The organism is Arthrobacter sp. Bi26 (genome assembly GCF_918697925.1).
GTDB lineage: Bacteria > Actinomycetota > Actinomycetes > Actinomycetales > Micrococcaceae > Arthrobacter.
The window spans coordinates 54,588-76,024 of the sequence record NZ_CAKKMF010000013.1 but is presented as its reverse complement, the minus strand read 5'-3'; the positions used below and the strand labels follow the sequence as shown (position 1 = coordinate 76,024).

Sequence of the window (21,437 nt, the reverse complement as noted above, 5' to 3'; positions counted from 1 at the left end):
ATATACAATAAATTGGTATCAACAAACTTGGCACACTATTGAGTTCTCAAACAACAGACACACCCGGCACCACCACAACCACATTTCGGTCGAGGATCGCTCCGGAGCAACTTTTCAAACTTACCCGATCTTGGGAGTGTTTGCAAATTCGCATTTCTGCGATCTACATTCTCTCAAGAAGGTCCCCACCGTTATTTAGCGCGCAAATTTGCGAACCATTTTCAGGCTGTTTATCAGGGGGTCGGTCGCTTTCTTTCCGCATCAGCGGCGGCGACTCGAATTACTTTACACGCCAGGAGGACCCCGCACAAATCAGGCCGCGGAGGGGGGTGCCATGGGGCAAGAACCCTGAATTGGCGCGGATTACTGGCCCGCGCAAGCCTCCGTCAGGGCGAAGACGCGCACAATAGTGGTTTGTGCACCGCGTCACAGTCCGCAACACTGCCGCCGTCGTGGTCTCGGGGACTCTCCGGCAAGGGGTCAGCGGTCCGCTTCAACCCGCTGTTTGGGGTGCGTCGAAGACCAGGGATTCCTCCGGTGCACGGTCAAAGTCCGCAGCTCCTCGACGACAAGGCCGCGTACTGGGGGGAACTCGGCCAATGCGATGATCCGCCCTCGCTCCTGCCCGGATCGCCGGACGGGTTGTTGTCACAGCAGGAAGGGAAGTTTGGGGCCGCAACCTGTTCTCCTGGCGGGGCCACACTGCTACGTTGGCTGGATGCAACAATCTCTCGTCAGGCCCAAGAACAGCAAGATCATCGCCGGAGTCTGCGCGGCCCTCGCGGACCGTCTCGGTGTCTCCAGGACGCTGGTTCGCCTCGGCTTCGTGTTCTTCGGCCTGTTCGGCGTGGGTGAGCTCGTGTACATCGCGTTGTGGATCATCATCCCCAAAGCCCCGTAGTCGAAGGCCACTAGTGGGTGGCGCACGGCGCCGCCCACGACGTCGGCCCGCAGGCGGGTTGTGCTCCTGCTCCGGGCAGTGTTGGCTTCCAACAAGGCCCGTCGGGAAGTCGACCGGCCACGATACGTCTCGGGGGAAGAGGTAGCGGTCTCATGTCATTTGTTCACGGGCGAAGCAGGCACTGGTGGGGCTGGTCGGGATTCGCAGTGGCTGTCCTCATGCTGACCGGCTGTGCTGAGTCCCATTTGCCGAATGTGGCGGACACGCCTGAAGTGCCAGCAGCAGTGTCCACCGCAACCGCGCCCGCAGGCGTGTCTGCTCCAACCGACGCCGACATCAACGTCGACAAGCTTCCAGCCTTCTATCAGCAGGCGATAAAGAAGATTCCGCACCCGCTTCCCAACGGGGTCGCCTGGCCCGCCAAGGTACCCCCGGGCTTCGACGACCCCAACGTGCATTACGACTCCGCAGGTCGCGGGGAAGCCGTGGCATCAACGTATTGGCTGTGTGCCTGGCAGGGCGAATACCTCGACGCCTTCGAGAGCAGCGAACAGAAGCGGCAGGCTGAGGCGCTGACCATGCTCGATGCCTTCGTCGTCGACCCGTTCTTCACCCAGGTCTTCGTTGATCCCGGTCAGGGATGGAAGCGCGACGTTCTCGACCCCGCAAAAAACGGTGATACGTGGAGGATGAAGTCCCAGCACAGCGATTGCCCGGCGGTCGAATGAGTCCGCCCACTCGTTGATCATCACGGTTGCGCGTTTAGCTAAGGGCCGCCGCGACTACTCAGCCGGCCTCCGCCGCGTGCCATACTCGGAGCGTGACGACGTCGTACGCGTTCCGCGGTGAGCTGTGGCACTACCCCGAGCAGGCCGGCTGGCACTTCATCACGTTGCCGCCGGATCTGGCGGAGGAGCTCAAGGACCAGGCCGCCCCGTTCCGCAAGGGCTTCGGTTCGGTGAAGGTGAGCGCCTGCATCGCCGGGCAGCGTTGGCGGACGTCGCTCTTTCCGGACAGCAAGAGCAACTCGTACCTCCTCCCCGTCAAGAAGGCCATCAGGACCGCGGCCGGCATCCGCGCCGGGGACGAGGTGGACGTGGAAGTCGAGCTGGAGCTCCCGGGCTGAACACGTGTGACGAGCCGCGCGAATGAGCCGGGCGAAGAACGGCTCACCGCGCGGGTGATGCCTCGACAAAGGCCACCTGGGTGGAGTATTGCTGATAGAGCTTGACGGCCTCGTCGATATCGATGTGGCCGAAGTTCAGCGACACCTGCAGCCCCTCCAGCTGGGCACTTGCGGTCTCGGCCGCGCTCACACGGTCCGCCACGGAACGGGACGTGGCAAAATTCGTGGCCAGCGCCGCGGCAACGGAACAGATCACCGCCAGCAGGCACAGCCCTCGCCACACAATTGAGTCGTCGGCCAGGTTGAAGATGTTCGCCACTGCTTCGGTGAACCCCGTGCCCCCGACCGCTGGACCGGCCGCGAACGAGGCGGCCAGCGCGCTGCCCACAATGCTGATGCTCGCCAGGCGCGTGCGCCGCGGTCTTTCCCTGCCGAGGTAGACCTGAAGGTCCCGTTGCTTCTGGTCGATGCGGTTGGACAGCCTCTGCCTCGTATCGGATGTTTCGTCCATGACCTGGTCCCCGGTTCCCTCGCCGATCGTGTCCGCGCGCCTGGAAAGTGGGATCCGACCGTCAGCCGTCCCCGGCTTCACCGGGGTGCCCCCAGCCAGACGGAAGCTCCCGCCCCGTAGCCGCTCCTCCCGAAACGCGCACACGTTTAGAATGCTCCCGCGCCACTGCGAGTGTCTAGACAGTGGGAACCAGACGGCCGGTCAACCACCGACGTCGGCTGCCCACCAAATCGCCGACGTCGGTGTTCCCGGCTGCAGTGGTACCGGCGGCCTCCGCCAGCGCCAGGCGAAGCCACAGGACGACGCGCGGGACCCCCACTTCCGGTGCCGGAAATGGGGGTCGGGCCAGAACGGTCAGCTCTGGAGAGACCGCAGGGATGCGTACGGTTCGCTGGGGAGGTTGCCGGCCTTCCACGGGCGCGTTGACCGAATGGGCGGGGTGTGGCCCCTGCCGTCGCGGACGACCGCAACGACTGTGGCGACGGCTGCGAAGACCAAGAGTCCGGCGAGCAGGATGGCGGCAAATTCCATTTGAGAAACACCTCGGGCGAGTGATGGAGCTGGTTGTTGGGGGCGGCTATTGAGCTGGTGTTGAGGGCAAGCGCCGGGCTGATCCTTGTGGGAGTTACGCGGTGCGGCGCTGGTCCGGAATTCGGTCCTTTTGTGGGGACATGTCCAGTTTGCGCGCGCACCGTGTGAGCCACCGTGTGAGGGTTTTCCGGCCGGATTTCGGCCAGCTACCCGCCCGATTCGGCTCAGTTCACTCCCCTATCGCTCCCCCGACGCACGCTCACCATCGCCCCCTCCCTCGCGCCCACCAGCGGCGTAGCATGACTCATATGGCCGAGACTTGGATTCGGCTCCTCGGTCCGCCCAGGATCGAGTCCGCTGGCACCGCACTCCGGCAGCCCCGGGGCCGCAAGGCCTGGGCTGTGCTGGCCTACCTCGCGCTTCAACCGGGCGGCACCGGCCGGGCCCGGACGGCGGCGATCCTGTTCCCCGATGCCGAGGACCCCCTCGGCGCCCTGCGCTGGAACCTCTCCGAGCTGCGGCGGACCCTCGGCGCGGAATCGGTCGGCGGCGACCCGCTGCGGCTGGTGTTGCCGGCCGGGTGGAACTGCGATGTGATGGCGGCCCTGACTCCCGCCGGCGGCGCCGACCCCCGCACCTTCGACGGCGAGCTTCTGGAGGGTCTCACCTTTGCGGACTGCCCCGTGTTCGAGTCCTGGCTGGAGGACCAGCGGCACCGGCTCGAGAACTGCGTGCTGACGATGCTGTATGAGGCCTCGCTCGCCGCGCTGGCGGCCGGAAGGGCGGACGACGCCGTCGACCTCGCCACCCGCGCGCTACACCTGGACCCCTTCAATGCCGACTGCCACGCCGTGCTGATCAAGGCCCTGGTGTCCCTGGGCGAGTACCGGCGGGCGCGGGAGCAGGCCGACAAATGCCGCGAGCTGTACCGCAGGGAGCTCGGGCTCGGCGTGCCGGCGGAGGTGCGCCGGGCGCTGACAGACGCGGCGCCGCCGGCCGAGCCCGGGCTGCCGGCCAGTGGGGCCGCGGTGCGGTCCTACCTCGATGCCGCCGAGGCGTCGCTCTCGGCAGGCTCGGTGGACCGCGGGCTGGAGCAGTTACGCCTCGCAACCGAGATAGCGCAACGTACCGGCGACCATCATTTGCTCGCCGAATCCCTGGTCACGCTGTCCGGGGCGCTGATCCATCAGGCTGGCGGCCGCGGCGCCGAGGTGGCCGATCTCCTGCACCGGGCTTTGAAATCGGAGGGATTGGATCCGGAAGGCCTGCAGTCGGAGATGCGGAACCCCGGGCGGCCGGCCTCGCGGGTGGCGGCGGCCGCGTACCGGGAGCTGGGATACCTGTCGGTGCAGCGGGGCATTCCGGACCGCGCGGCCGGCTGGCTGGAGCAGGCGGCCCGCGCGGCGGACGGGTTCGACGACGAACGGTCCAGGATCCTGGCCATCCAGGGCATGGCGGCCTCGGACACCGCGCACTACAGCGAGGCGCTGGCGGCGCTGGCCGAATCGACGCGGCTCGCCACCGCCGCGGGCGGCCGCCGTCTGCTGGCGTTCAGCACTGCGCTTACCGGCCGGGTGCATCTGCTCCGCGGGGATCTGGAGCCGGCTGCTGAATGCCTGGATCGGGCCCAGGAACTGATCGCGGCCGAGCACTGGACGGCGTTCGAGCCGTTTGTGGCCGGGCTCCGCGGCGAGACCTTCCTCGCCGCCGGCCGGCTGGACGACGCTGCTCCCCTGATCGACCGCTCGTGGGTGATGGCGGATGTCGCCGGCGACCACTGCTACCTGACCCTGGCCGCCGGGGCCAAAGCCCGGCTCAGCATGGCGCTGAACGACCAGGCCGCGGCCGAGGAGTGGCTGAAGCGTGGCCTCGACACCACCCCCTGGTATCTCTGGTACCGGGCGCGGCTGCTGGACACGGCCGCCGAGGTCGCGATCGACGCCGGCTCCCCCGCCGCCGGGGACTACGCCGACCGGCTGGGGACCATGGCCAGCCGCGGCGCATTGCGCGAACTCGTGGTCCGGGCGCACTCGCACCGGGCGGTCCTGGGCGACACCGCCGCCGCGGAGACCATCCCGTGGCTGGCCAAGGACATCGACAACCCGGCGCTCAACACGTACCTGGCGCGGCGCGGCCAGCTCTGAACCGAAGCTCGGAACCGTGGCGGGCGGACGACGGCGGAGGCGCGCCGCCGTCGTGGTCAGCCTCTTGGAGGCACGGGTGGGTTAAACAAAAAGCAGGGCCCGTCCGAAGACGGGCCCTGCTCGAAACCTAACGGTCCCGGGTATCTAAAAGGAAATTAGATAGCCTGGATGTTGGTGGCCTGGGGACCCTTGGGGCCCTGCTCGGTTTCGAAGGAGACCTTCTGGTTCTCTTCGAGGGAGCGGAAGCCGGAGGAGTTGATCGCAGAGTAGTGTGCGAAAACGTCCTGTGAGGAGTCATCGGGGGAAATGAAGCCGAAGCCCTTTTCAGCGTTAAACCATTTGACGGTACCAGTAGCCATTATTTTTGTCCTTCGTGAAGGTGGAGGAACTGTCCCGACTTTCGGGTCCTCCTGTTTGGGGTGCTCAAAACCGCTGCTTCAGAAGAACATGGGCTTTCGACCATGCGTACTGCCTGAACTACGAACTGCATAAACACAACAACAGGATCTACTGTACAGGAGATTCCGGACACCAATTACCACAGCGTGACGGACGTACACATGCCCAAACCGAAAGGTCCTGGCTACCTATCGTGTTGATCGGCATCTGGTCAGCATTCAGGAAGTCATCAACCAGTTCCCGCTTCGCGCGCTGGTGCCGCTCCATGCCGGCGAGCACGACGGCGCGTTTCCAGGTTGGAGACTGCGGCCGCGTCTTGGGGTGGCGCTGACCTGGGGATCCGCTACCGCCGTGCACGGCGGGGACGGGTCCGCCGGGCGGGCGTAGCCGAACCCTTCCGCCATGGACCGTTTAGAAGTTAATCTGGGCCATGGGAATGTTAATTGGGATCGTGATCTTCCTGATGCTCTGGCTCGGCGTGTTCCTGGCCTGCATAATTCTCCCCATCGTGGCCCTCGCCAGGTATAACCGGAGGCGGTCGCAGCCACTGGCGGCGGAGCCGGAGTGGCCGCCACTAAGGGCGAAGTACGCCCCGCCCCCTGTGGTTGGGCTTGAGTCCAAGGTCAGACCGACTCGTCAGCAGATCGAAGCCGCCCCGGTAGTGGAGCCCAAGTGGAACGGGACCTACAGGTGGTGCGTCGGCCAGGACAAGAAAGCCTGGGACCGCGACTTCAAGGAAGCCGAGCAACTGGCAGAGGCCAGGCTGACCCCGCCGGGTCAGGGGTCTACATTTTGAGTAGCACGGCCGCGCCGGGATCCGCCGGGTGCGGGCCGACCGCCTGTACCGTGCCGGGCCGCGGGCATATCCTGCTGGGAGACCAGCCCGTGACCGTCAGTTACCGGAGGAAGACTCATGGACATGCCCAAAGCTTCCGACGCCGACAAGGAGCACTTCCGCGGGGTGCTTCCCGACCATCCCGAGGTGGTCGTCAAGCCGATGTTCGGAAACCTGGGGGCGTTCGTGAACGGCAACATGTTCGCCGGCCTGTTCGGCCCCACCATCGGCGTAAAGCTGGGCCAGACGGACAAGGAAATGCTCGAAAGCACCGAGCGGACCGTTCCGTTCGGGCCGCCTGAGCGCCCCATGGGCGGCTATACCGGATTGCCGGAGATCTGGAATGCCGAAGGCGACGGCGATGAGGCACGGGCCAAGGCTTGGGTGGAGAAAGCATTCGAGCATGTGGCCGGGCTGCCGCCCAAGGAGCCGAAGGTTTCTAAGCCCCGGCCCAAAAAGTAGCCGCCGGCTCCGGCCGTTGATTGGATGTGCTGTTAGAAGGCTAGGGCAGGACAACATTCACGAGTTCTGACCGGCTGCCGGTTTCCAGGTCCTCGGTAAGGGCCAGGGCACCGATCTGGGGGCAGTGATACTTATACTCCCGGGAGTTCTTTTCAAGCGGCGTCCAGTCGTAGACCTTGACGCAGTCGGTGTACGTGCCTGACTTGGTGGAGACGGTCTCGCCGGTAGTTACGGTGTCCCGCATGTCTTCCGCGTGACCAACGTAAAATTCCTGCCTGTAGGAGTCGCCAGGGCGCTGCTCGGCCTTCATCCAGATGCCGGCTTTTGCCCCGTCTTTTCCATGGCGAAAGCTGCCTGCGTGGTGCACCAATATCCCATTCAAGTAGTTGTTCACGTCCTCGCCGAAGTACCAGACGTCGCCGTTTTTGTGTTGCGCCAGGTAATCCCGGGTTTCCTCTACCAACTGCCCGTTCTTGTACTCCTTATCCAGATAGACCGCAGTCTCAACACCCCCTATGTTCACGGTCTCTGGCAGGATCTCGATCTCGATCCTCTCGGTGACTCTTCCGTGCTCGGTGGTCTCGTAAGTCAGTTTTTTGCCCACAGGGAGAGCGAAGTATTTGTTGGTGATTTCAGTAGTGAAATCTGCTGGGTTGATCTGCGGGTTGTACTCCGCGGCCCTACTCCTCTTTGTGTTGTCGTAGACAAATAATGTCGCCCCAGCAACAACCAGCAAGAGGACGATCACACCAAAGAAGATTTTGGTTCGCCGATTCATGACCTTCCCACTCCTTCTGAGTAGAAATTCCTGTAGGGGGTCAGAGCGCCGTTGCTTGCCCATGGCCATAGAGAAAAGGTAGCGGTCCGCACTGAACCAGAACACCCTTGACGAACACCACACTTGGAGAGGCACCGCCTCCCCGTACAGCCAGCGAAGGTACGATCTCTCTCAGCGAGCGGGACGCCGCTCGTCTTCTTTGAGGAGTCTTTATGGGGGAGACCAAATGCTTGAATTGAAACGCATCTACTGGACGCGCCAATTACTCCGGCTGGCCATGGCCGCGTTGACGGTGTGGATCTTCGCCGCTGCCATCCTGTCGCTCGTGGCGCGTTCCGGGAAAGCAACTGCGGTACGACCACCCACGACCGTCTCAGCCATCTTTACAGGGATGTTCGACGGCGTGCTGGCGGCCGTCGCGCTTGCTGGCGTACTCGCCGTCGTCCTGACCATTAGCGCGTCGGTCATCCGGGCGAGGGACGTGAAGCGCCGCGATCCGGTCCGGCGCTTCAGCCGCCAGCAGCGCCGCGAAGGCATGTCGCGGGCAGAAGGCCAGTGCGAGATACGACTGTTCCGCCTTTGTACGGTCCCGGTCGCGGCGTCGAAGTGGACGGCTTCGAATGGCGTCTCGGCCGGCGCCATTGGATGGGGCCCTCATGGTAGAGGTGCTGGCAGCGTGGCATTGATCTGGAGGGCGGAACGTCGCCTTGGCGCTCTTACGGCCAGCCGGTACTAGCAACGTTGACCTGAACCGCAGCAAAGGGTCGCATGGCTTTCCTACCCCTCCGTGCACTATCAGCATCTGGCTGACAGCTTCAGAAGACACATCCTAGGAGGCGTGGTGCCGGTAGGGGCGTTGCTTCCGTTCATCGGCGTGGAGAGTTTCGTGCGAAAGTAGGCGTACTCCGCGATAAAGGAACAATAGGTGGGTGGGATGGCGTTGGGAATAATGCAGGAGCTGAGAACCTGCCGTGCAGCATCTGTGCAGAAGTGGCCTCGGTCACCGTTTTGGCGCTTACTGGTGTTGGTTCCCGGCATTATCGGGTTGCTAATTGCCGCGACTATGGACAAGACTTCTGCACTGGCCCTCTGGCTGACGTTCGCATTCGGTGCCTTAGCTTTGGTTGTGCCAGCTTGGATGAATATCTATGTCCCCCTCAGAGACAAGCGCAAGTCATCGCTCGAGGCTCGCGACGACGTTCTGGAGCCTCTGAAGTTCGATCCGCCTGACATGACGGCTTCCCTCAAATGGTTGCTTCCTCGCTGGTCTCGATCCAGCGTTCACGGGAGCCGGAATACGTATAAAAAACTGGATGCGTGGTTGCACTCTTCCACACCCATCATGATCATTGACGGCGGCCCGCTGGTGGGTAAAACCCGGATGGCCATTGAATGGGCTGACTCGCTGGGCCCGGAGTGGGAGACCGGCTGGCTCAGGAACGACAAGACTGCGGAGGCGCTAAAACGGATTAGAGCGTACGGCAAAAACACCGTCATCGTAGTAGACGGCGTGCCACCCCATTTTTCAGAGCTCGTACATGATCTAAGCCAGCACAAGTCACTACCGCAGATACGGGTCCTGCTGACTGTGCGCAATGCCCAGGGGCTTCGCATTGAGAACCAGTATGCTGCTGCGGCGATCGAGGAAGTAAAGCCCCTGCATCTAGGACCGGCCGGGGACAGCGGGGACCGTGAGCGCTGGTTCGAAGATCTGTGCACGCATTACGCGGACAGGCTGAGTGTTCCGGTTCCTCCGAAACATCCAGAATTTATTCGGAAACTAGGTGCGGTGCCGATCGGGGTGCTCCACGCAGCAGCCCTAGTCGCTGCCCGGACCGGTGCTGTGCCATTTCGCAACCGAAGCATTCAGGAACTCATGTACGAGCTGTGGAAAACGGAAGTTGATTCCTGGAGAAATGCTCCAGGTACAGGACGCGACGGAGTGGGCGATGCACAGATTGAACGGCTGGAGCACGCCGTAATTACACTCTCTCTGCTGGTACCGGTCGACCTTCAGATGGCCGTCGAGCTGCTGGGAAAAATCCCGACCCTGAGCGGGACCGATACAGGAACACGAAAGGACATTGCCGCTTGGGCCGTCCGTATGTATCCCGCCACCGGCGAAGACCAGCCGGGCGTGGTGGAATTCAGTCCCCGGATCATCGTGGTGGCTGCGTTCCTGCACATCGCAGGCAATGACAGGACCTTTAGAGAGGCCCTATTGGGCTCCCTCACAAACGAGAATGCCCACGCCGTGCTGGCTCGATTAGTGGAAGCTTCACCCCTGCTTCCGGCCGCTGCAGCATTGGCAACAGACATAATTGGCCGCGACTACCAAAGGCTTACTGCAGCTCTGGCGCTGGGACTGTCAGCCGCCTCCTCCAATTCAGCCTTGGACAGGGAACTCGCCCGTTGTACCAGCACGGCTGACCTGAATGAAGACCAAACTATCAAGCTCCACGGGCGCACTCTTGAAGGGCCGTTCCCGATGACCCAGGTGGCCTTGGAAGAGCTACTGGTAAAGCAACTTCGCCTCCAGGCCAACAAGAATGCCGGGAAATACGAACCCGACGTCGCCGCGGCGCTTAACGACCTGGTCGCCGGGCTCGCTCACTTAGGAGGCCGCGACGCCGACGCTCTTAGGGCTGCAGAGGAATCCGTCACCACCTACCGGCAGCTGGCCGCCGACAACCCCGTACTGTACGAACCCGAACTCGCCTCGGCACTGGGCAACCTGGCCAACTGCATCGCTGTGGCGGGTGGGCGCACCGCCGACGCCCTGAGCACCGGCCAGGAAAGCGCTGCCCTCTATTGGGGGCTGGCCGCCGATAACCCCGAAACGTATGAACCGGGTCTCGCCCTGGCGCTGCACAACCTGGCCAACCGGCTCGCTGAGGCCGGGGGGCGCAACGCCGACGCTCTAGACGCCGCCCAGCAATCCCTCGCCATATACCAGCGATTAGCCGGAGATAACCCCGAAACGTATGAGCCGGGTCTCGCCCTAGCGCTGAACAACCTGGCCAACCGGCTGGCTCAGGCCGGGGGGCGCAACGCCGAGGCGCTAGACGCCGCCCAGCAATCCCTCGCCATATACCGGCGATTAGCCGGAGATAACCCCGTAAAGTATGAACCGCGTCTTGCTCGAGCGCTGTACAACCTAGCTGGCCGCCTCGCTCACGGCGGGGGCCGCGACGCTGACGCTCTAGAGGCCGCCGAGAAATCCGTCATCATATACCGGCAGTTAGCTGCCGATAACGCCGCACTATACGAACCGGAGTTCGCCGAGGCGCTGAGCATGTTGGCCGGCAGGCTCGTAAAGGGCGGGGGGCGCGTTGCTGAGGCCCTTAAAGCTGCGGGGGAATCCGTCACCATCTTCAGACGGCTGGCCGCCGCTAAACCCGCACTGTATGAACCGGAACTCGCTAAGGCGCTGAACAACATGGTCGGCCAGCTCGGTACGGCGGGGGGTGCGCACGGGGCTGAAACGCTAGGCGCCGCAAAGGAATCCGTCACCATTTACCGACGACTTGCCGCTGCTGACCCCCTACTTTGTGAACCAGGCCTGGCCAAGGCGCTGGGAAATTTGGCGAGCCGTCTCGCTCAAACAGGGGGGCGCGCTTCCGAAGCCCTTAAAACTGCGGGGGAATCCGTCACCATCTTCAGACGGCTAGCCGCCGCCAACCCCACGCTGTACGAACCAGACCTCGCCGCGGCGCTGAACACTCTGGCCAGCCAGTTCGCTCAGGCCCGAATGGATGAGAACGCCCTCATCGCCTCCAAAGAATTGATACAGATTTATGAACGGCTAGCCCAACAGGACTCCCGATTCAAGGCGCCTTTAAACCGGGTACAACGAATGATTTCGGAATGGTCCCAAATGCCGTAAGACATGCTCCGGGTATCGGTAGTCCTCCTCAAATTCCTCATTACCCCCTATCCCGCTGAGACGTACCGGATGCCCGGCGTGTCCGCCATTCTCGTCGCTCTCAAAACGATCCATCAAACCTTCTGATTGAATCAGTGTATTCACCGTTAGTTACAAGAAACATAAGTGCAGCACGTGCAACCGCGTCAGGGCTCGCGGATCCCCTCGCCGCCCAGCAGTAAAGGCTGGAGCGACGGCGGCGGACGTATGTCATGCCAGAGAATGCGGTTGCCGGCGGCGAGCGCCGAAAGATTCCTTGACAGACTCCACGCAGTAACAGTGGGGCCATGCGCTAATCCGATTGTTCCTTGACCCCTTCCGCGTCGCGGAAGTATGGAACCCTACGGATCTGCAGTCCGGCTCGAACAGGAGCTGATCCGCTGGGACCGGGCTCGGGAACGGCTCCGTGGCTGAACCAGTCAACGCCCCAGCCCAAGAAAGACGGCAAGGGACTGCTCAACGGCAACCATGGTCTTGGAATCTATTCGGCCTATCCGCTGCCCGAGGTTGGCACGCCGCACTGTTGTGGGCTTGTCCACCATGATCTGGCTGAGTTGCTTCAAGCCGGTGAGCTGTCCGGGGTCAACTGTGAGCCTCAGCAGCGGAGCATCCGTCAGGTGAGTCGTTAGCGGCAGAAGGGTGACCGACTCCGAGGCCGCAAACAGGTCATCCTGGATTATGAGTGCTGGCCTGGGTTTCTGCGCATATGTTCCCCCCGAAACCGTCCACAGCTCACCGCGATTCACTCCGGCCAGTCTTCCGCAATCTGTTCGATGAAGTCTTGGTCGTCGCTGGCATGGTCGGAGGCCGCGACCGCCAGCGCTTGGCGCCGGGCCTCACGCCTAAACTCCTCTGTCCGCGTATCCGGAACCCACATCTGAATCTGCCGGAAGCCTCGCTCCCGCATGGCGGCTCGGTGCCGTGCTACACGATCCCTGACGCTCATAGGTCAATGTTACATGTAACACTCTCAGGGGGCTTGGCGCCGTCGGTGGCGGCGCAGGTTTGCGACGGCTGCCGCCGGCGGTGCGGGCCGACGCCGTCAGCCGGGACCTGTACGCGGCGACGCTGCGGGCATATCCTGCCAACAAACCCAGCCCTGCACCTTTGCTACGGGAGTAGAACCATGGAGACCCCGACGGCGACCGACGCGGAGAGGGCGTCTGCCCACGTCGCAAGCGTGCCGCCGAAGACGCCCAGGGCCATAGCCACCAGGAAGTAGCCATGCAGTCCAACTTGGAAGAACCGGACACGAGGGTCAACACCCTGGTGATCGGGGCCGGGCAGGCCGGGCTGGCCACCAGCTACTGGCTCACCCAATTCGGCGTGGAGCACCAGGTCCTGGAGCGGCGGGATGCCCTGGGTGGGGGATGGCAAGACCGGTGGGATTCGTTCTACCTGAACACGCCCAACTTCTCGTTCGTGCTGCCCGGGTTGACGTACGACGGTCCCGATCCGGATGCCTTCCTCGCCCGCGACGCCGTCATTGACCTGTTCCGCGACTACGCTCAGCGGATCGCCGCGCCCGTGCAGCTGGGCACGGAGGCCGCCCGGATCGCCAGGGCAGGCGGCCACTTCAGCGTAGAGACCGCCAGCGGGCGCTTCACGGCAGAGAACGTGGTCCTGGCGAACGGTGCCTTCCAGCACCCACGCATCCCAGCCGCGTCCGCCGGAATCCCGGGGCATGTGCACCAGCTCCACAGCCACGACTACCGCAACCCGCAGCAGCTGCCCGATGGTGCCGTGCTGGTGGTGGGCACCGGGCAGTCCGGCGGCCAGATCACCGAGGACCTGCTGGCCGCCGGCCGCGACGTCCATTTATCAGTCTCCTCATGCCCGGAGGCGCCGCGCAGATACCGCGGCCAGGACACCTTTTACTGGATCCTGCAGATCAACCTGCACGGCCCCACCTACGGCATCAACGGACTCCAGGTGGAGCAGCTCCCCTCCCCCGCCGCCCGCTTCATGTGCAACCCGCTGGTCTCGGGCAACGATGGCGGCCACAGCATCCATCTGCGGGAACTGGGCCGCCGCGGCGTGCGGCTTCACGGCCGCTTTGAAGGAGCGGACGACGGCGCACTCGCCTTCAGCGACGACCTCCCCGGACGTCTTGCGATGGTGGAAGCCGGATTCGGCCAGCGCCTGAAACTGATGACGGACGCCTACATCGAGGCGGCAGGCATCGACGCGCCGGCCGCCGAACAACCCCAGAACGATACCTGGCTTCCCGCGGCGTCCGGCGCGCGGCTGGACCTGGACGCGGAAAACATCACGTCCGTCATCTGGGCCACCGGATACGGCCTGGACTTCAGCTTCCTGGACATCCCCGTGCTGGACAAGTGGAACTATCCCCGGCATTCCCGCGGCGTCACTGAGGTTGCCGGACTGTACGCTGTGGGGCTGCCGTGGCTGACCCGACATGCGTCGGCCACGCTGGCGCTGGTGGGCGAGGACGCCCAGTACGTGGCCGAGCACATCGCCGCCCGGTGAAGGCGGCGGTCCAGAGGTGTGGCTACCCCGCGCAAGGCCCGTCGAAGTCCACTGGCGCCGCGAGGCCGGCCGAGCTGAACCACCCCCTGGCCCATGCCTGGACCGAGGGCATCGCGAGTTGCTCGGCAACAAGCTCCGGCGGCCCGTCGAACACGGCCTTCCCCTCCTCCAAGAGGTCCCCGGTGCCGCTGCCGGCGAGGAGCCCGAAGAGGGCAGGCTGGTCCAGGAAGGGAAGCTTCCCGCCGTCGCCATCGGTCAGCACGCCCCAGCGCGAGGTGAACAGCGAAAACTCCTCCGGACGGTCCCCGTGGTCCACCACCAGCGGGCAGGCCTCGCCGTCGACCTGGATCCGCCGGTAGTTGGGCTCCGTTTCGTCGAGGACCATCAATTGGACATCGTCCAGCCACGAAAGCCAGACCGCTGTGCACTCTCCCAGCAGCGGATACGGGGCGGCGGCGACGTAGCCGGCCTTGCTCACATGGGCGGAGTGGCCAACGGCGACGTTGTGGAGCTGCCCCCGGACCAGCGGCAGGACCGCGCTGACAGGCTGATGGTAGTTGGCGAATTTCCGCCGCATCACGACGGCGCTTGAATTCGAGCCGATGGAGACCACCAGGGAACGGGCTTCCAGCGGTGCCGCGCCGGCTTGCGCGAGGGTTTCATCCAGTCCGGCTGAAAGCTCAAGGGGCCGGAATCCATCACCGTCCATGACACCCGAGGCCACGGGCGGGTCCCACGGATACAGCAGCGGATCGAGATGGCCGGCACCGCCGGCACCGCTCAGTCCCATGAAGTCAGCATGAAGTCAGCATGAAGTAGCCGTCGGCATCGTGCTGGAGACTAATCAAGGTGGCCCGCTTTCGTGGTCGGGACTTCCAGTGTCCCGCACTTTTCGGGGAAACGGACCTTCGGTGATTAAGGAGCCGGCCAGCCCGCGCCGCTTCGGGGCGAGGCCATTCCGGCAAGTGGGCCTTGTCCAACAAACTAGTAGTACTTGTTACGCTGAGATTCCCAAAGACCACAAAGCGAGGCAAACGTGCACGAGGACGCCGCCAGGTTCCTGTCCCAGCCGGTGGAGGCCCAGCCCGGCTCGCCCCTCCGGGTTGCCGTGTACTCCCGGATCGCCGAGGCCATCCGCAACAACCTGCTGACGCCCGGCTCGATGCTCCCCACCGAAACGGAGCTCGGCACGGACATGAAGGTCAGCCGCACCGTGGTCCGCGAAGCGTTGATGCTGCTCGAAGAGGACGGTCTCATCCGGGCCCGCCGCGGCGTCGGACGGTTCGTCGCCGACACCCTCCCCCGCATCGGAATCGAACGGATCCGCCCCTTCGAGGAAGTCCTTGGCGGCCCCGGGCAGCACATCGAGATCAAACGCATCCAACGGCAGCGGCAGCCCGCCTCCGAGTTCGTCGCCCCCGGCGTCGGCGTCGAGCCCGGCGCCGACTGCTGGTTTTGGGAATCGGTCCTGATCCGCGACGGTGAAGCCATCGCCCACCTGCAGGAAAACATCTCCGCCCTCCCGGTCAGTCTGGGTAACAGTTCCGCCGCCGCCGCGCCGTTGGACATCGACGACGACGGCGGCAGCACCCTGCTCGCGACACTGAACCACCGCTTCGGGCGGATCCTGGGTCCCGGCGAATGCCAGATCAGCCTGAGCCAGGTGGGGCCCAGCCGGGCCAAGTTGCTGGACCTGCGGGCCCCGGATCCGGTCCTGGTGCTGACGCAGTACGTCAGGCACGCGAACCGGCCCTTCTACCTGGCCAAGTGCCTGATCGCGGCACGCGCCGGGCACCTCTCCGTGATGCAGAGCCTGCAGTCCTAGAACTACAGTTGCGTTCAGGCTAAGGGCTGTAACCTACCGGACGGCGTTATCCGCGTTCACCCGGCCATGTTCCCAGTAAGTGCCCGTACCAGGAATCGTGTCGGCGGTTGATTCGACGTTTGCGCGGACTGACGTGTGCGTAGCGCCAGTATGTGAGCTCCAAGCAAGCGCGGCAACGCCGGCGACGATAGGTGAAGCCATTGAGGTACCGCTGCCTACGTCATACCCCTGAGAGCGGCCGTTCTGCGTACCCAGGTAGAAGGGATGGTTCGGGAAGGTCGAATAGACATTGACACCGGGCGCTGCGACATCCACCCACTTGGCGCCGTAGGTTGAGAACGATGCTTTGGCGTCCGCGTTGTCGGTTGCGGCGACGGCAATAACGTTAGGGTATGCGCCTGGGTAGATCTTGGCCTGAGTACCGGCGTTGCCTGCTGCGGCAACTAGTACCGCACCTGCATTCCATGCGTTATTGACGGCAGTTTCGAGGGTGCGTGAAGAGACGCGCTGTCCAAGGCTCATGTTGATCACCTTGGCACCGTTGCTGACGGCCCAGTTGATACCGTTTGCAATGGCTGATGAAGATCCAGAGCCGCTGTCGTTAAGCACTTTGGCATCCAGGATCGTGCAACCCGGGCACACACCAGCCACACCAATCGTGTTGTTGGCGGTGGCGGCAACAATACCGGCCACGTGGGTGCCGTGACCGTAATTGTCCTCACCGGTTGGCGTACCACTGAAGTTGGCGCGTGCAACAACCTTTGGTGCGATGTCGGGGTTGTCGCTTGCGACACCTGAATCGACAATGGCAACTCTCGTGCCGCCACCGGTTGTGACGTTCCACGCTTCGACGGCGTCGACGTCAGCGTCCGCCTTGCCCGCGGCGACAGTTAGCGTGCTGGCGGTGTTAGTAAATGATTGGCCATTGTTTTGCAGAGCGTACTGGCGAGGGAAATACTGGTCATCTGTAGCGGCAGTAACGAGCTCGTCCGGCTCGGCGTACTCAACTGCCGGGTTCCGGCTTAAGGCTTCGATGAGTTGAAGTTCTTTGCCGGCCGGTACCTTAATAAGTTGAGCGCCAGTGCTGCCGATACTGGGACCCTCCCTGAGGCCGTGCTGGCGTAGTACGCCGGCTGCCGCGCCATTGTCGCGGAATTTAACCATGATTTGCCCCGCGATGTGTGATGACTGGGTCGCCGCGTTGCTCGTGGTCACTGCGTTGCTCGGGGCTGCCAACGTGATTGCGCCACAGCCTATGATTACCGCCGCGAAACTAGCTATAACGATTCTTTTCATAGGGAGTATCCTGCTTCAATCGGCACTGGCTAGATAGTGTCTGTCGGCAGATTACACGTCGGCTTCCCCATGAAGGGTTGCATTTCCGAGCACCCAGCCAAGCGCGCCGCTGTGCCTGCTCAGGCCAGAGCCGGAACAGGCCCAACAGCCGCCGTCGTACTATCAGGAAAGCGACAGCAGCACCTCCACCAGGTGCGGCGCGAAGTCGCCGTCGAGCTCCAACACCACCCGGCAGCGGGCGCCGGGCTGCTCCGGGTAGTCCATGTACCGTCCGCGGAGGTCGCAGATGGTCTGGCCGCGGCCCGGGCCGGAAGTAGTGTCGACGTCGACCGTCACCACCGGGGCCACCGCCGCGTTGACGCCGCCCGCCGCGAGGGCCGCCGCGAGGGGGTCGTGCATGGCCGAGCAAGCGCGGCCGAACTGGCTTTCGTAGAAGCGGAAATAGTAGCCCAGCATGCCGCCGAGTGCCTGCGGGACCGGATGGGCCGCGGCGAGCAGTTCCTGCCGGTGGCTCTCCTCGAGCACATTGGACATGGTGACGTCCAGCGGCACCAGGGTCACATCCCAGTCGGCGGCGAAAACTTCCGCCGCGGCTTCGGGGTCGTTGGCGATGTTGGCCTCGGCCACGGGAGTGATGTTCCCGGGAGCGTACGCGGCGCCGCCCATGATGGTGATGTCCCGCACCAGCCGGGGCAGCGCGGGGTCCAAACGAAGCGCTTCGGCGATATTAGTGAGCGGTCCGACGGCCAGGATCCGCAGCTGGCCGGGATGTTCGTGGGCAAGACGGACCAGCATTTCGGCCGCGGTTCCGGCCACCAGCTCGGCGTCGGCCGCCTCCAGCGAGACTTCGCCGATCCCGTTGGAACCGTGGACATGTGGGGCGCCGCCGTGGAAGGAACCGGCCTGCGGGTCGTGCGCTCCGAGCGCGACGGGGACGTGGGCGTGCCCGGCGAGCTGAAGCAGGTCCAGGGTGTTCCGGGCGCCGACGGCGGCACTGACGTTGCCGCTGACGGTACCGATCCCCCGCACATCCGCGTGTGGCGAGGCGAGCAGGTAGGCCAGGGCAAGTGCGTCGTCGATGCCGGTGTCACAGTCGAGGTAGAACGGGTGGCTGCTGGGCGTGCTCATGCTTGGTTTCTCTTTTCGTTGGTAATGGGTGTGATGCGGGTGCGTCAGAGCTTTTCGCCCTTGGGGGCGGCGACGAAGAGGCTGACGAGGAAGGCAGCCGTCGTGATGGCCACCGAAATCCAGAGGGCGGTGGTGTAGCCGGCGGACGTGGCCTGGGCGGCGAACGGTGCCACGAGCACGACGCCGAGGCTCGCGCCGATGCCGAAGGAGGCGCCGTTGATGCCGGGCAGGGCGGCGGGTGCTTCCTTGGGCGAGAGCAGGACGGAGAGTCCGTTGATGGCGGTGAGGAAGAAGCCGTTGTAGAAGATGCCGAGGGCTGCGATGGCGATCAGGACGGCGATCTGGTTGTCGGAGAAGGCGGCCGCGGCGATGGCGCAGGCCAGGCTGAGCCCGGTTCCGGCACGGAGGGTCTTGATCCAGCCGCGGCGGTCGGCGAGCCAGCCGGCGAGGGGTGCGGCGAAGACACCGATCAGCGCGGCGGGGGTCAGGAACAGCAGCGCCGACAGGGAGGCGCTGAGTCCGAAGCCGTGGTGGGTGTCCTGGCTGAGCAGCACCACTGTGAAGTTGATGATGGCGAAGATGCCGGCGAGGGTCAGGACGGTGGTGGCGATGACGGGCCAGACCTGGCGGGAGCGCAGGTGGTGGACGGCGATGAGCGGGTGGTTCCGCTTTTTCTCGATCATCCAGAAGGCAGTGAAGGACGCGATGGTGCCGGCGAGCAGGGCCAGGGTGCTGGGCGCGGTCCAGCCGGCGGCTGAGCCGCCGGAGACGAAGTAGGTGATGAAGACCAGGAACACGGACAGCGAGCCGGCGCCCCACCAGTCCATGGCTCCGCGTACGCCCTGGGGGCGTCCGCTCGGGACGGTTTTGATGATGCAGGCGGCGGCGATGACTGTCAGGACGAGGACGACGACGAAGATGGACCGGAAGCCGAGGGTCTCGGCCATGAGGCCGCCGACGTAGCCGTCCGCGCCGCCGACGCCGCCGTTGATGGCGGCGATGATGCCCACGGAGGTGCCGAAGACGCGGGCCTGCAGGTTTTCGCTGAGGACGATGTAGGCGAGGGCGAAGACCGCGCTGGAAACGCCCTGGAGGAACCTGCCGGCGATGAGGAGCGGCAGGGTGGGTGCGGCGATGCAGAGGATGGTTCCCGCGCCCATGATCCCGAGGACCAGGAGCAAGGCGGCGCGGCGTCCGATGAAGTCGCTCCAGCGTCCGATGACGGGCCCGGCGATGGCGCCGGCGAGGAAGAACATGGACTGGACGGGGGCTGCGCTCTCAGGTCCTTGGCCGAAGGAGGCAGCGATCTGCGGCAGCGCCGGGGTGACCATGCTGGCGTTGAGCTGGAAGGACAGCACGCCGAGCAGCAGAGTGGAGATCAGGAGGGCGGCGCGGCGGCCGGCGACTTTTGGCTGCTCCTCAGCGGTATCTCGTGGCGCTGTGGTCACTGGGGTTGGGGTGTTCACATCAAACTCCTTTGTTCTGCAGGTGGGCCCTGCCTTTAGGATGTGAGTTGTTATACAACCATGTATGACACGCAAGTACAACCATCCCGTACACTATTTCCTAATCCAGCCCCTTGGACCGATAGGACTCCCCCATGAGCACTCGCCTTCCTGCCGTCACCGTCGTCGGCAGCATCAACCTCGACATCATTGCCACCACGGACCGGCTTCCCACCGCCGGCGAGACCATCGGCAGTGGTGTCCTTCAGCAGCAGCCAGGCGGCAAGGGCGCCAACCAGGCCGTTGCCGCCGCCCGGTTGGGTGGGAGCACCCGGATGGTCGGTGCCGTGGGCAGCGACGCCCAGGGCCGCCTGATGGTCGACTCCCTTTCCGGTGCGGGAGTGGACACCACTGATGTGGCAGTGCTCGACGGCGGCGCGACGGGCACGGCGCTCATCGTGGTGGACCACGACGGCGAGAACCAGATCGTGGTGTGCCCGGGCGCGATTTCTGGGTTCTCGCTCGAGGGTGTGGAGTTCTCGGCCGAGGAAACAGTGCTGTGCCAGCTGGAGGTGGGCCTGCCCGTGGTGCTGGAGGCGGCCCGGCGCTCGGTTGGTTTCTTTGTTCTGAATGCTGCACCGGCGATGGACCTGCCGGCGGAGCTGCTGGAGCGGTGCGACCTGGTGATCGTCAATGAGAGCGAGTACCGGCTGATTCCGGCCCTGGCTGACGCGAAGCTGGTTGCGGTGACGTACGGAAAGGAAGGATCGGCAATGTTGGCGCACGGGCGGAAGGTGGCAGAGGCTCCAGCCTCCTCGGTAACCGTGGCGAACACCATCGGTGCCGGCGACGCGTTTTGCGCGGCCCTGGTCCTGGCGATCCGGGCGGGGCTTGACTACGCTACGGCGCTGGCGGTGGCGAATGCTGTCGGCGCGGATGCAGTGGGTGATCCCTCGTCCCAGCCCGCGCTGGCTCCGCTGGAGGAGTACGTTGCCCGGGTCACTGGAGTCGGGATTGCATACCAGTGAAGCTGGATTTCAGGCGCGCAAGGCGTGCCGACTATTCAGCGATCCGGAGAATCACCCGGGACGCGTACCTCCGCGCCGGTCATTTCACCGCCGGGCACCCGTACATGAGCGTCCTTGAGAATGTTGAGCACCGGGCGGAGCATGCCGAGGCGTGGGTGGCAGAGGCCTCGGGCGCGGTGGTCGCGGCGGTGACACTGACGTTCGCAGGGCAGCCGTACAGCGAGATTGCTCGCGACAATGAGCTGGAGTTCCGGATGCTCGCTGTCGATCCAGCCGTCCAAGGCAATGGGGTGGGACGCGCCGTTGTCCGCCGGGTCATTGATCACGCGCAGTCCCTGCCGGCTATCAGAGCGATCAGCATCACGAGTGCGACGTTTATGGAACGGGCACATGGTCTCTACGAATCGCTGGGCTTCCAGAGGGTTCCGGACCGCGACTGGTACGTGCCCGGCGAGGACGTACTGCTCTGGGTGTTCCGGCTGGAAGTGTAGGGAAGGCTCCCCGGGAAGCTCCTGTACGCAGCGGCGCTGCGGGCATATCCTGCCAACAAATCCATCCCTGTCCCTTCGCTACGGGAGGAGAACCATGGAGACCGACGCGTCTGCCCACGTCG

The 21,437-nt window shown here is 64.3% G+C and carries 22 protein-coding genes; 12 read left to right on the top strand and 10 right to left on the bottom strand.

What is annotated here, in order from left to right:
- Positions 1-718: 718 nt before the first annotated feature.
- The 3 genes from LQV16_RS05385 (at position 719) to LQV16_RS05375 (ending at position 2,027) form a co-directional block, all read left to right on the top strand.
- Positions 719-901: a PspC domain-containing protein gene (locus LQV16_RS05385; RefSeq protein ID WP_229992870.1), complete on the top strand. Its 183-nt coding sequence runs from the start codon at positions 719-721 to the stop codon at positions 899-901.
- 206 nt (positions 902-1,107) lie between these two features.
- On the top strand, positions 1,108-1,629 hold the full coding sequence (locus tag LQV16_RS05380; RefSeq protein WP_229992869.1) for a hypothetical protein: 522 nt from the start codon (positions 1,108-1,110) through the stop codon (positions 1,627-1,629).
- Between the two features lie 92 nt (positions 1,630-1,721).
- Positions 1,722-2,027 carry a DUF1905 domain-containing protein gene (locus LQV16_RS05375; RefSeq protein ID WP_229992868.1) on the top strand — a complete coding sequence of 102 codons (306 nt, stop codon included), beginning with the start codon at positions 1,722-1,724 and terminating at the stop codon, positions 2,025-2,027.
- A 43-nt stretch (positions 2,028-2,070) separates the two neighbouring features.
- On the opposite strand, the gene LQV16_RS05370 is transcribed toward LQV16_RS05375, so the two are convergent.
- Complete coding sequence (locus LQV16_RS05370; RefSeq protein ID WP_229992867.1) at positions 2,071-2,538, bottom strand: hypothetical protein; 468 nt, start codon at positions 2,536-2,538, stop codon at positions 2,071-2,073.
- A 354-nt stretch (positions 2,539-2,892) separates the two neighbouring features.
- Positions 2,893-3,069 carry a hypothetical protein gene (locus LQV16_RS05365; protein WP_229992866.1) on the bottom strand — a complete coding sequence of 59 codons (177 nt, stop codon included), beginning with the start codon at positions 3,067-3,069 and terminating at the stop codon, positions 2,893-2,895.
- Positions 3,070-3,377: 308 nt separating this feature from the next.
- Between LQV16_RS05365 and LQV16_RS05360 the strand changes: the two genes are divergently transcribed.
- Positions 3,378-5,213 (top strand): BTAD domain-containing putative transcriptional regulator, encoded by a 1,836-nt coding sequence (locus LQV16_RS05360; RefSeq protein WP_229992865.1) that lies wholly within the window; start codon positions 3,378-3,380, stop codon positions 5,211-5,213.
- A 155-nt stretch (positions 5,214-5,368) separates the two neighbouring features.
- On the opposite strand, the gene LQV16_RS05355 is transcribed toward LQV16_RS05360, so the two are convergent.
- On the bottom strand, positions 5,369-5,572 hold the full coding sequence (locus LQV16_RS05355; RefSeq protein WP_011690916.1) for a cold-shock protein: 204 nt from the start codon (positions 5,570-5,572) through the stop codon (positions 5,369-5,371).
- Between the two features lie 470 nt (positions 5,573-6,042).
- Between LQV16_RS05355 and LQV16_RS05350 the strand changes: the two genes are divergently transcribed.
- Complete coding sequence (locus tag LQV16_RS05350; RefSeq protein WP_229992864.1) at positions 6,043-6,408, top strand: hypothetical protein; 366 nt, start codon at positions 6,043-6,045, stop codon at positions 6,406-6,408.
- A 117-nt stretch (positions 6,409-6,525) separates the two neighbouring features.
- Positions 6,526-6,909: a TfoX/Sxy family protein gene (locus LQV16_RS05345; RefSeq protein WP_229992863.1), complete on the top strand. Its 384-nt coding sequence runs from the start codon at positions 6,526-6,528 to the stop codon at positions 6,907-6,909.
- Positions 6,910-6,949: 40 nt separating this feature from the next.
- Here the strand turns inward: LQV16_RS05345 and LQV16_RS05340 are convergent, their stop codons facing one another.
- Positions 6,950-7,756, bottom strand: coding sequence for a hypothetical protein (locus LQV16_RS05340; RefSeq protein ID WP_229992862.1), 807 nt, complete (start codon positions 7,754-7,756; stop codon positions 6,950-6,952).
- 157 nt (positions 7,757-7,913) lie between these two features.
- Here LQV16_RS05340 and LQV16_RS05335 point away from each other — a divergent pair, with 157 nt between their 5' ends.
- Positions 7,914-8,423 (top strand): hypothetical protein, encoded by a 510-nt coding sequence (locus LQV16_RS05335; RefSeq protein WP_229992861.1) that lies wholly within the window; start codon positions 7,914-7,916, stop codon positions 8,421-8,423.
- Between the two features lie 285 nt (positions 8,424-8,708).
- Entirely contained in the window at positions 8,709-11,573 is a 2,865-nt protein-coding gene (locus LQV16_RS05330; RefSeq protein WP_229992860.1) for a tetratricopeptide repeat protein, read from the top strand.
- Between the two features lie 458 nt (positions 11,574-12,031).
- Here LQV16_RS05330 and LQV16_RS05325 read toward each other — a convergent pair whose 3' ends face one another.
- Both LQV16_RS05325 and LQV16_RS05320 read right to left on the bottom strand, forming a co-directional pair.
- Positions 12,032-12,358 carry a type II toxin-antitoxin system PemK/MazF family toxin gene (locus LQV16_RS05325; RefSeq protein WP_229992859.1) on the bottom strand — a complete coding sequence of 109 codons (327 nt, stop codon included), beginning with the start codon at positions 12,356-12,358 and terminating at the stop codon, positions 12,032-12,034.
- On the bottom strand, positions 12,355-12,558 hold the full coding sequence (locus LQV16_RS05320) for an antitoxin MazE family protein (protein WP_091564276.1): 204 nt from the start codon (positions 12,556-12,558) through the stop codon (positions 12,355-12,357). Before LQV16_RS05320 ends, LQV16_RS05325 begins: the two co-directional genes overlap by 4 nt.
- 278 nt (positions 12,559-12,836) lie before the next feature.
- Between LQV16_RS05320 and LQV16_RS05315 the strand changes: the two genes are divergently transcribed.
- Positions 12,837-14,102 (top strand): NAD(P)/FAD-dependent oxidoreductase, encoded by a 1,266-nt coding sequence (locus LQV16_RS05315; protein ID WP_229992858.1) that lies wholly within the window; start codon positions 12,837-12,839, stop codon positions 14,100-14,102.
- Positions 14,103-14,124: 22 nt separating this feature from the next.
- On the opposite strand, the gene LQV16_RS05310 is transcribed toward LQV16_RS05315, so the two are convergent.
- A complete protein-coding gene (locus LQV16_RS05310) occupies positions 14,125-14,892 on the bottom strand; it encodes a hypothetical protein (protein ID WP_229992857.1) in 768 nt (255 codons plus the stop codon).
- A 246-nt stretch (positions 14,893-15,138) separates the two neighbouring features.
- Here LQV16_RS05310 and LQV16_RS05305 point away from each other — a divergent pair, with 246 nt between their 5' ends.
- On the top strand, positions 15,139-15,927 hold the full coding sequence (locus tag LQV16_RS05305) for a GntR family transcriptional regulator (RefSeq protein ID WP_229992856.1): 789 nt from the start codon (positions 15,139-15,141) through the stop codon (positions 15,925-15,927).
- Positions 15,928-15,960: 33 nt separating this feature from the next.
- Here the strand turns inward: LQV16_RS05305 and LQV16_RS05300 are convergent, their stop codons facing one another.
- The 3 genes from LQV16_RS05300 to LQV16_RS05290 form a co-directional block, all read right to left on the bottom strand.
- Positions 15,961-17,223: a S8 family serine peptidase gene (locus LQV16_RS05300; RefSeq protein WP_229992855.1), complete on the bottom strand. Its 1,263-nt coding sequence runs from the start codon at positions 17,221-17,223 to the stop codon at positions 15,961-15,963.
- Positions 17,224-17,385: 162 nt separating this feature from the next.
- Positions 17,386-18,351 (bottom strand): nucleoside hydrolase, encoded by a 966-nt coding sequence (locus LQV16_RS05295; protein WP_229992854.1) that lies wholly within the window; start codon positions 18,349-18,351, stop codon positions 17,386-17,388.
- A 44-nt stretch (positions 18,352-18,395) separates the two neighbouring features.
- A complete protein-coding gene (locus tag LQV16_RS05290) occupies positions 18,396-19,817 on the bottom strand; it encodes an MFS transporter (protein ID WP_229992853.1) in 1,422 nt (473 codons plus the stop codon).
- A gap of 134 nt (positions 19,818-19,951) precedes the next feature.
- Between LQV16_RS05290 and LQV16_RS05285 the strand changes: the two genes are divergently transcribed.
- Positions 19,952-20,824 carry a ribokinase gene (locus tag LQV16_RS05285; RefSeq protein ID WP_229992852.1) on the top strand — a complete coding sequence of 291 codons (873 nt, stop codon included), beginning with the start codon at positions 19,952-19,954 and terminating at the stop codon, positions 20,822-20,824.
- A complete protein-coding gene (locus tag LQV16_RS05280) occupies positions 20,821-21,315 on the top strand; it encodes a GNAT family N-acetyltransferase (RefSeq protein ID WP_229992851.1) in 495 nt (164 codons plus the stop codon). The genes LQV16_RS05285 and LQV16_RS05280 overlap by 4 nt, the downstream gene beginning before the upstream one ends.
- Positions 21,316-21,437 lie beyond the last annotated feature (122 nt).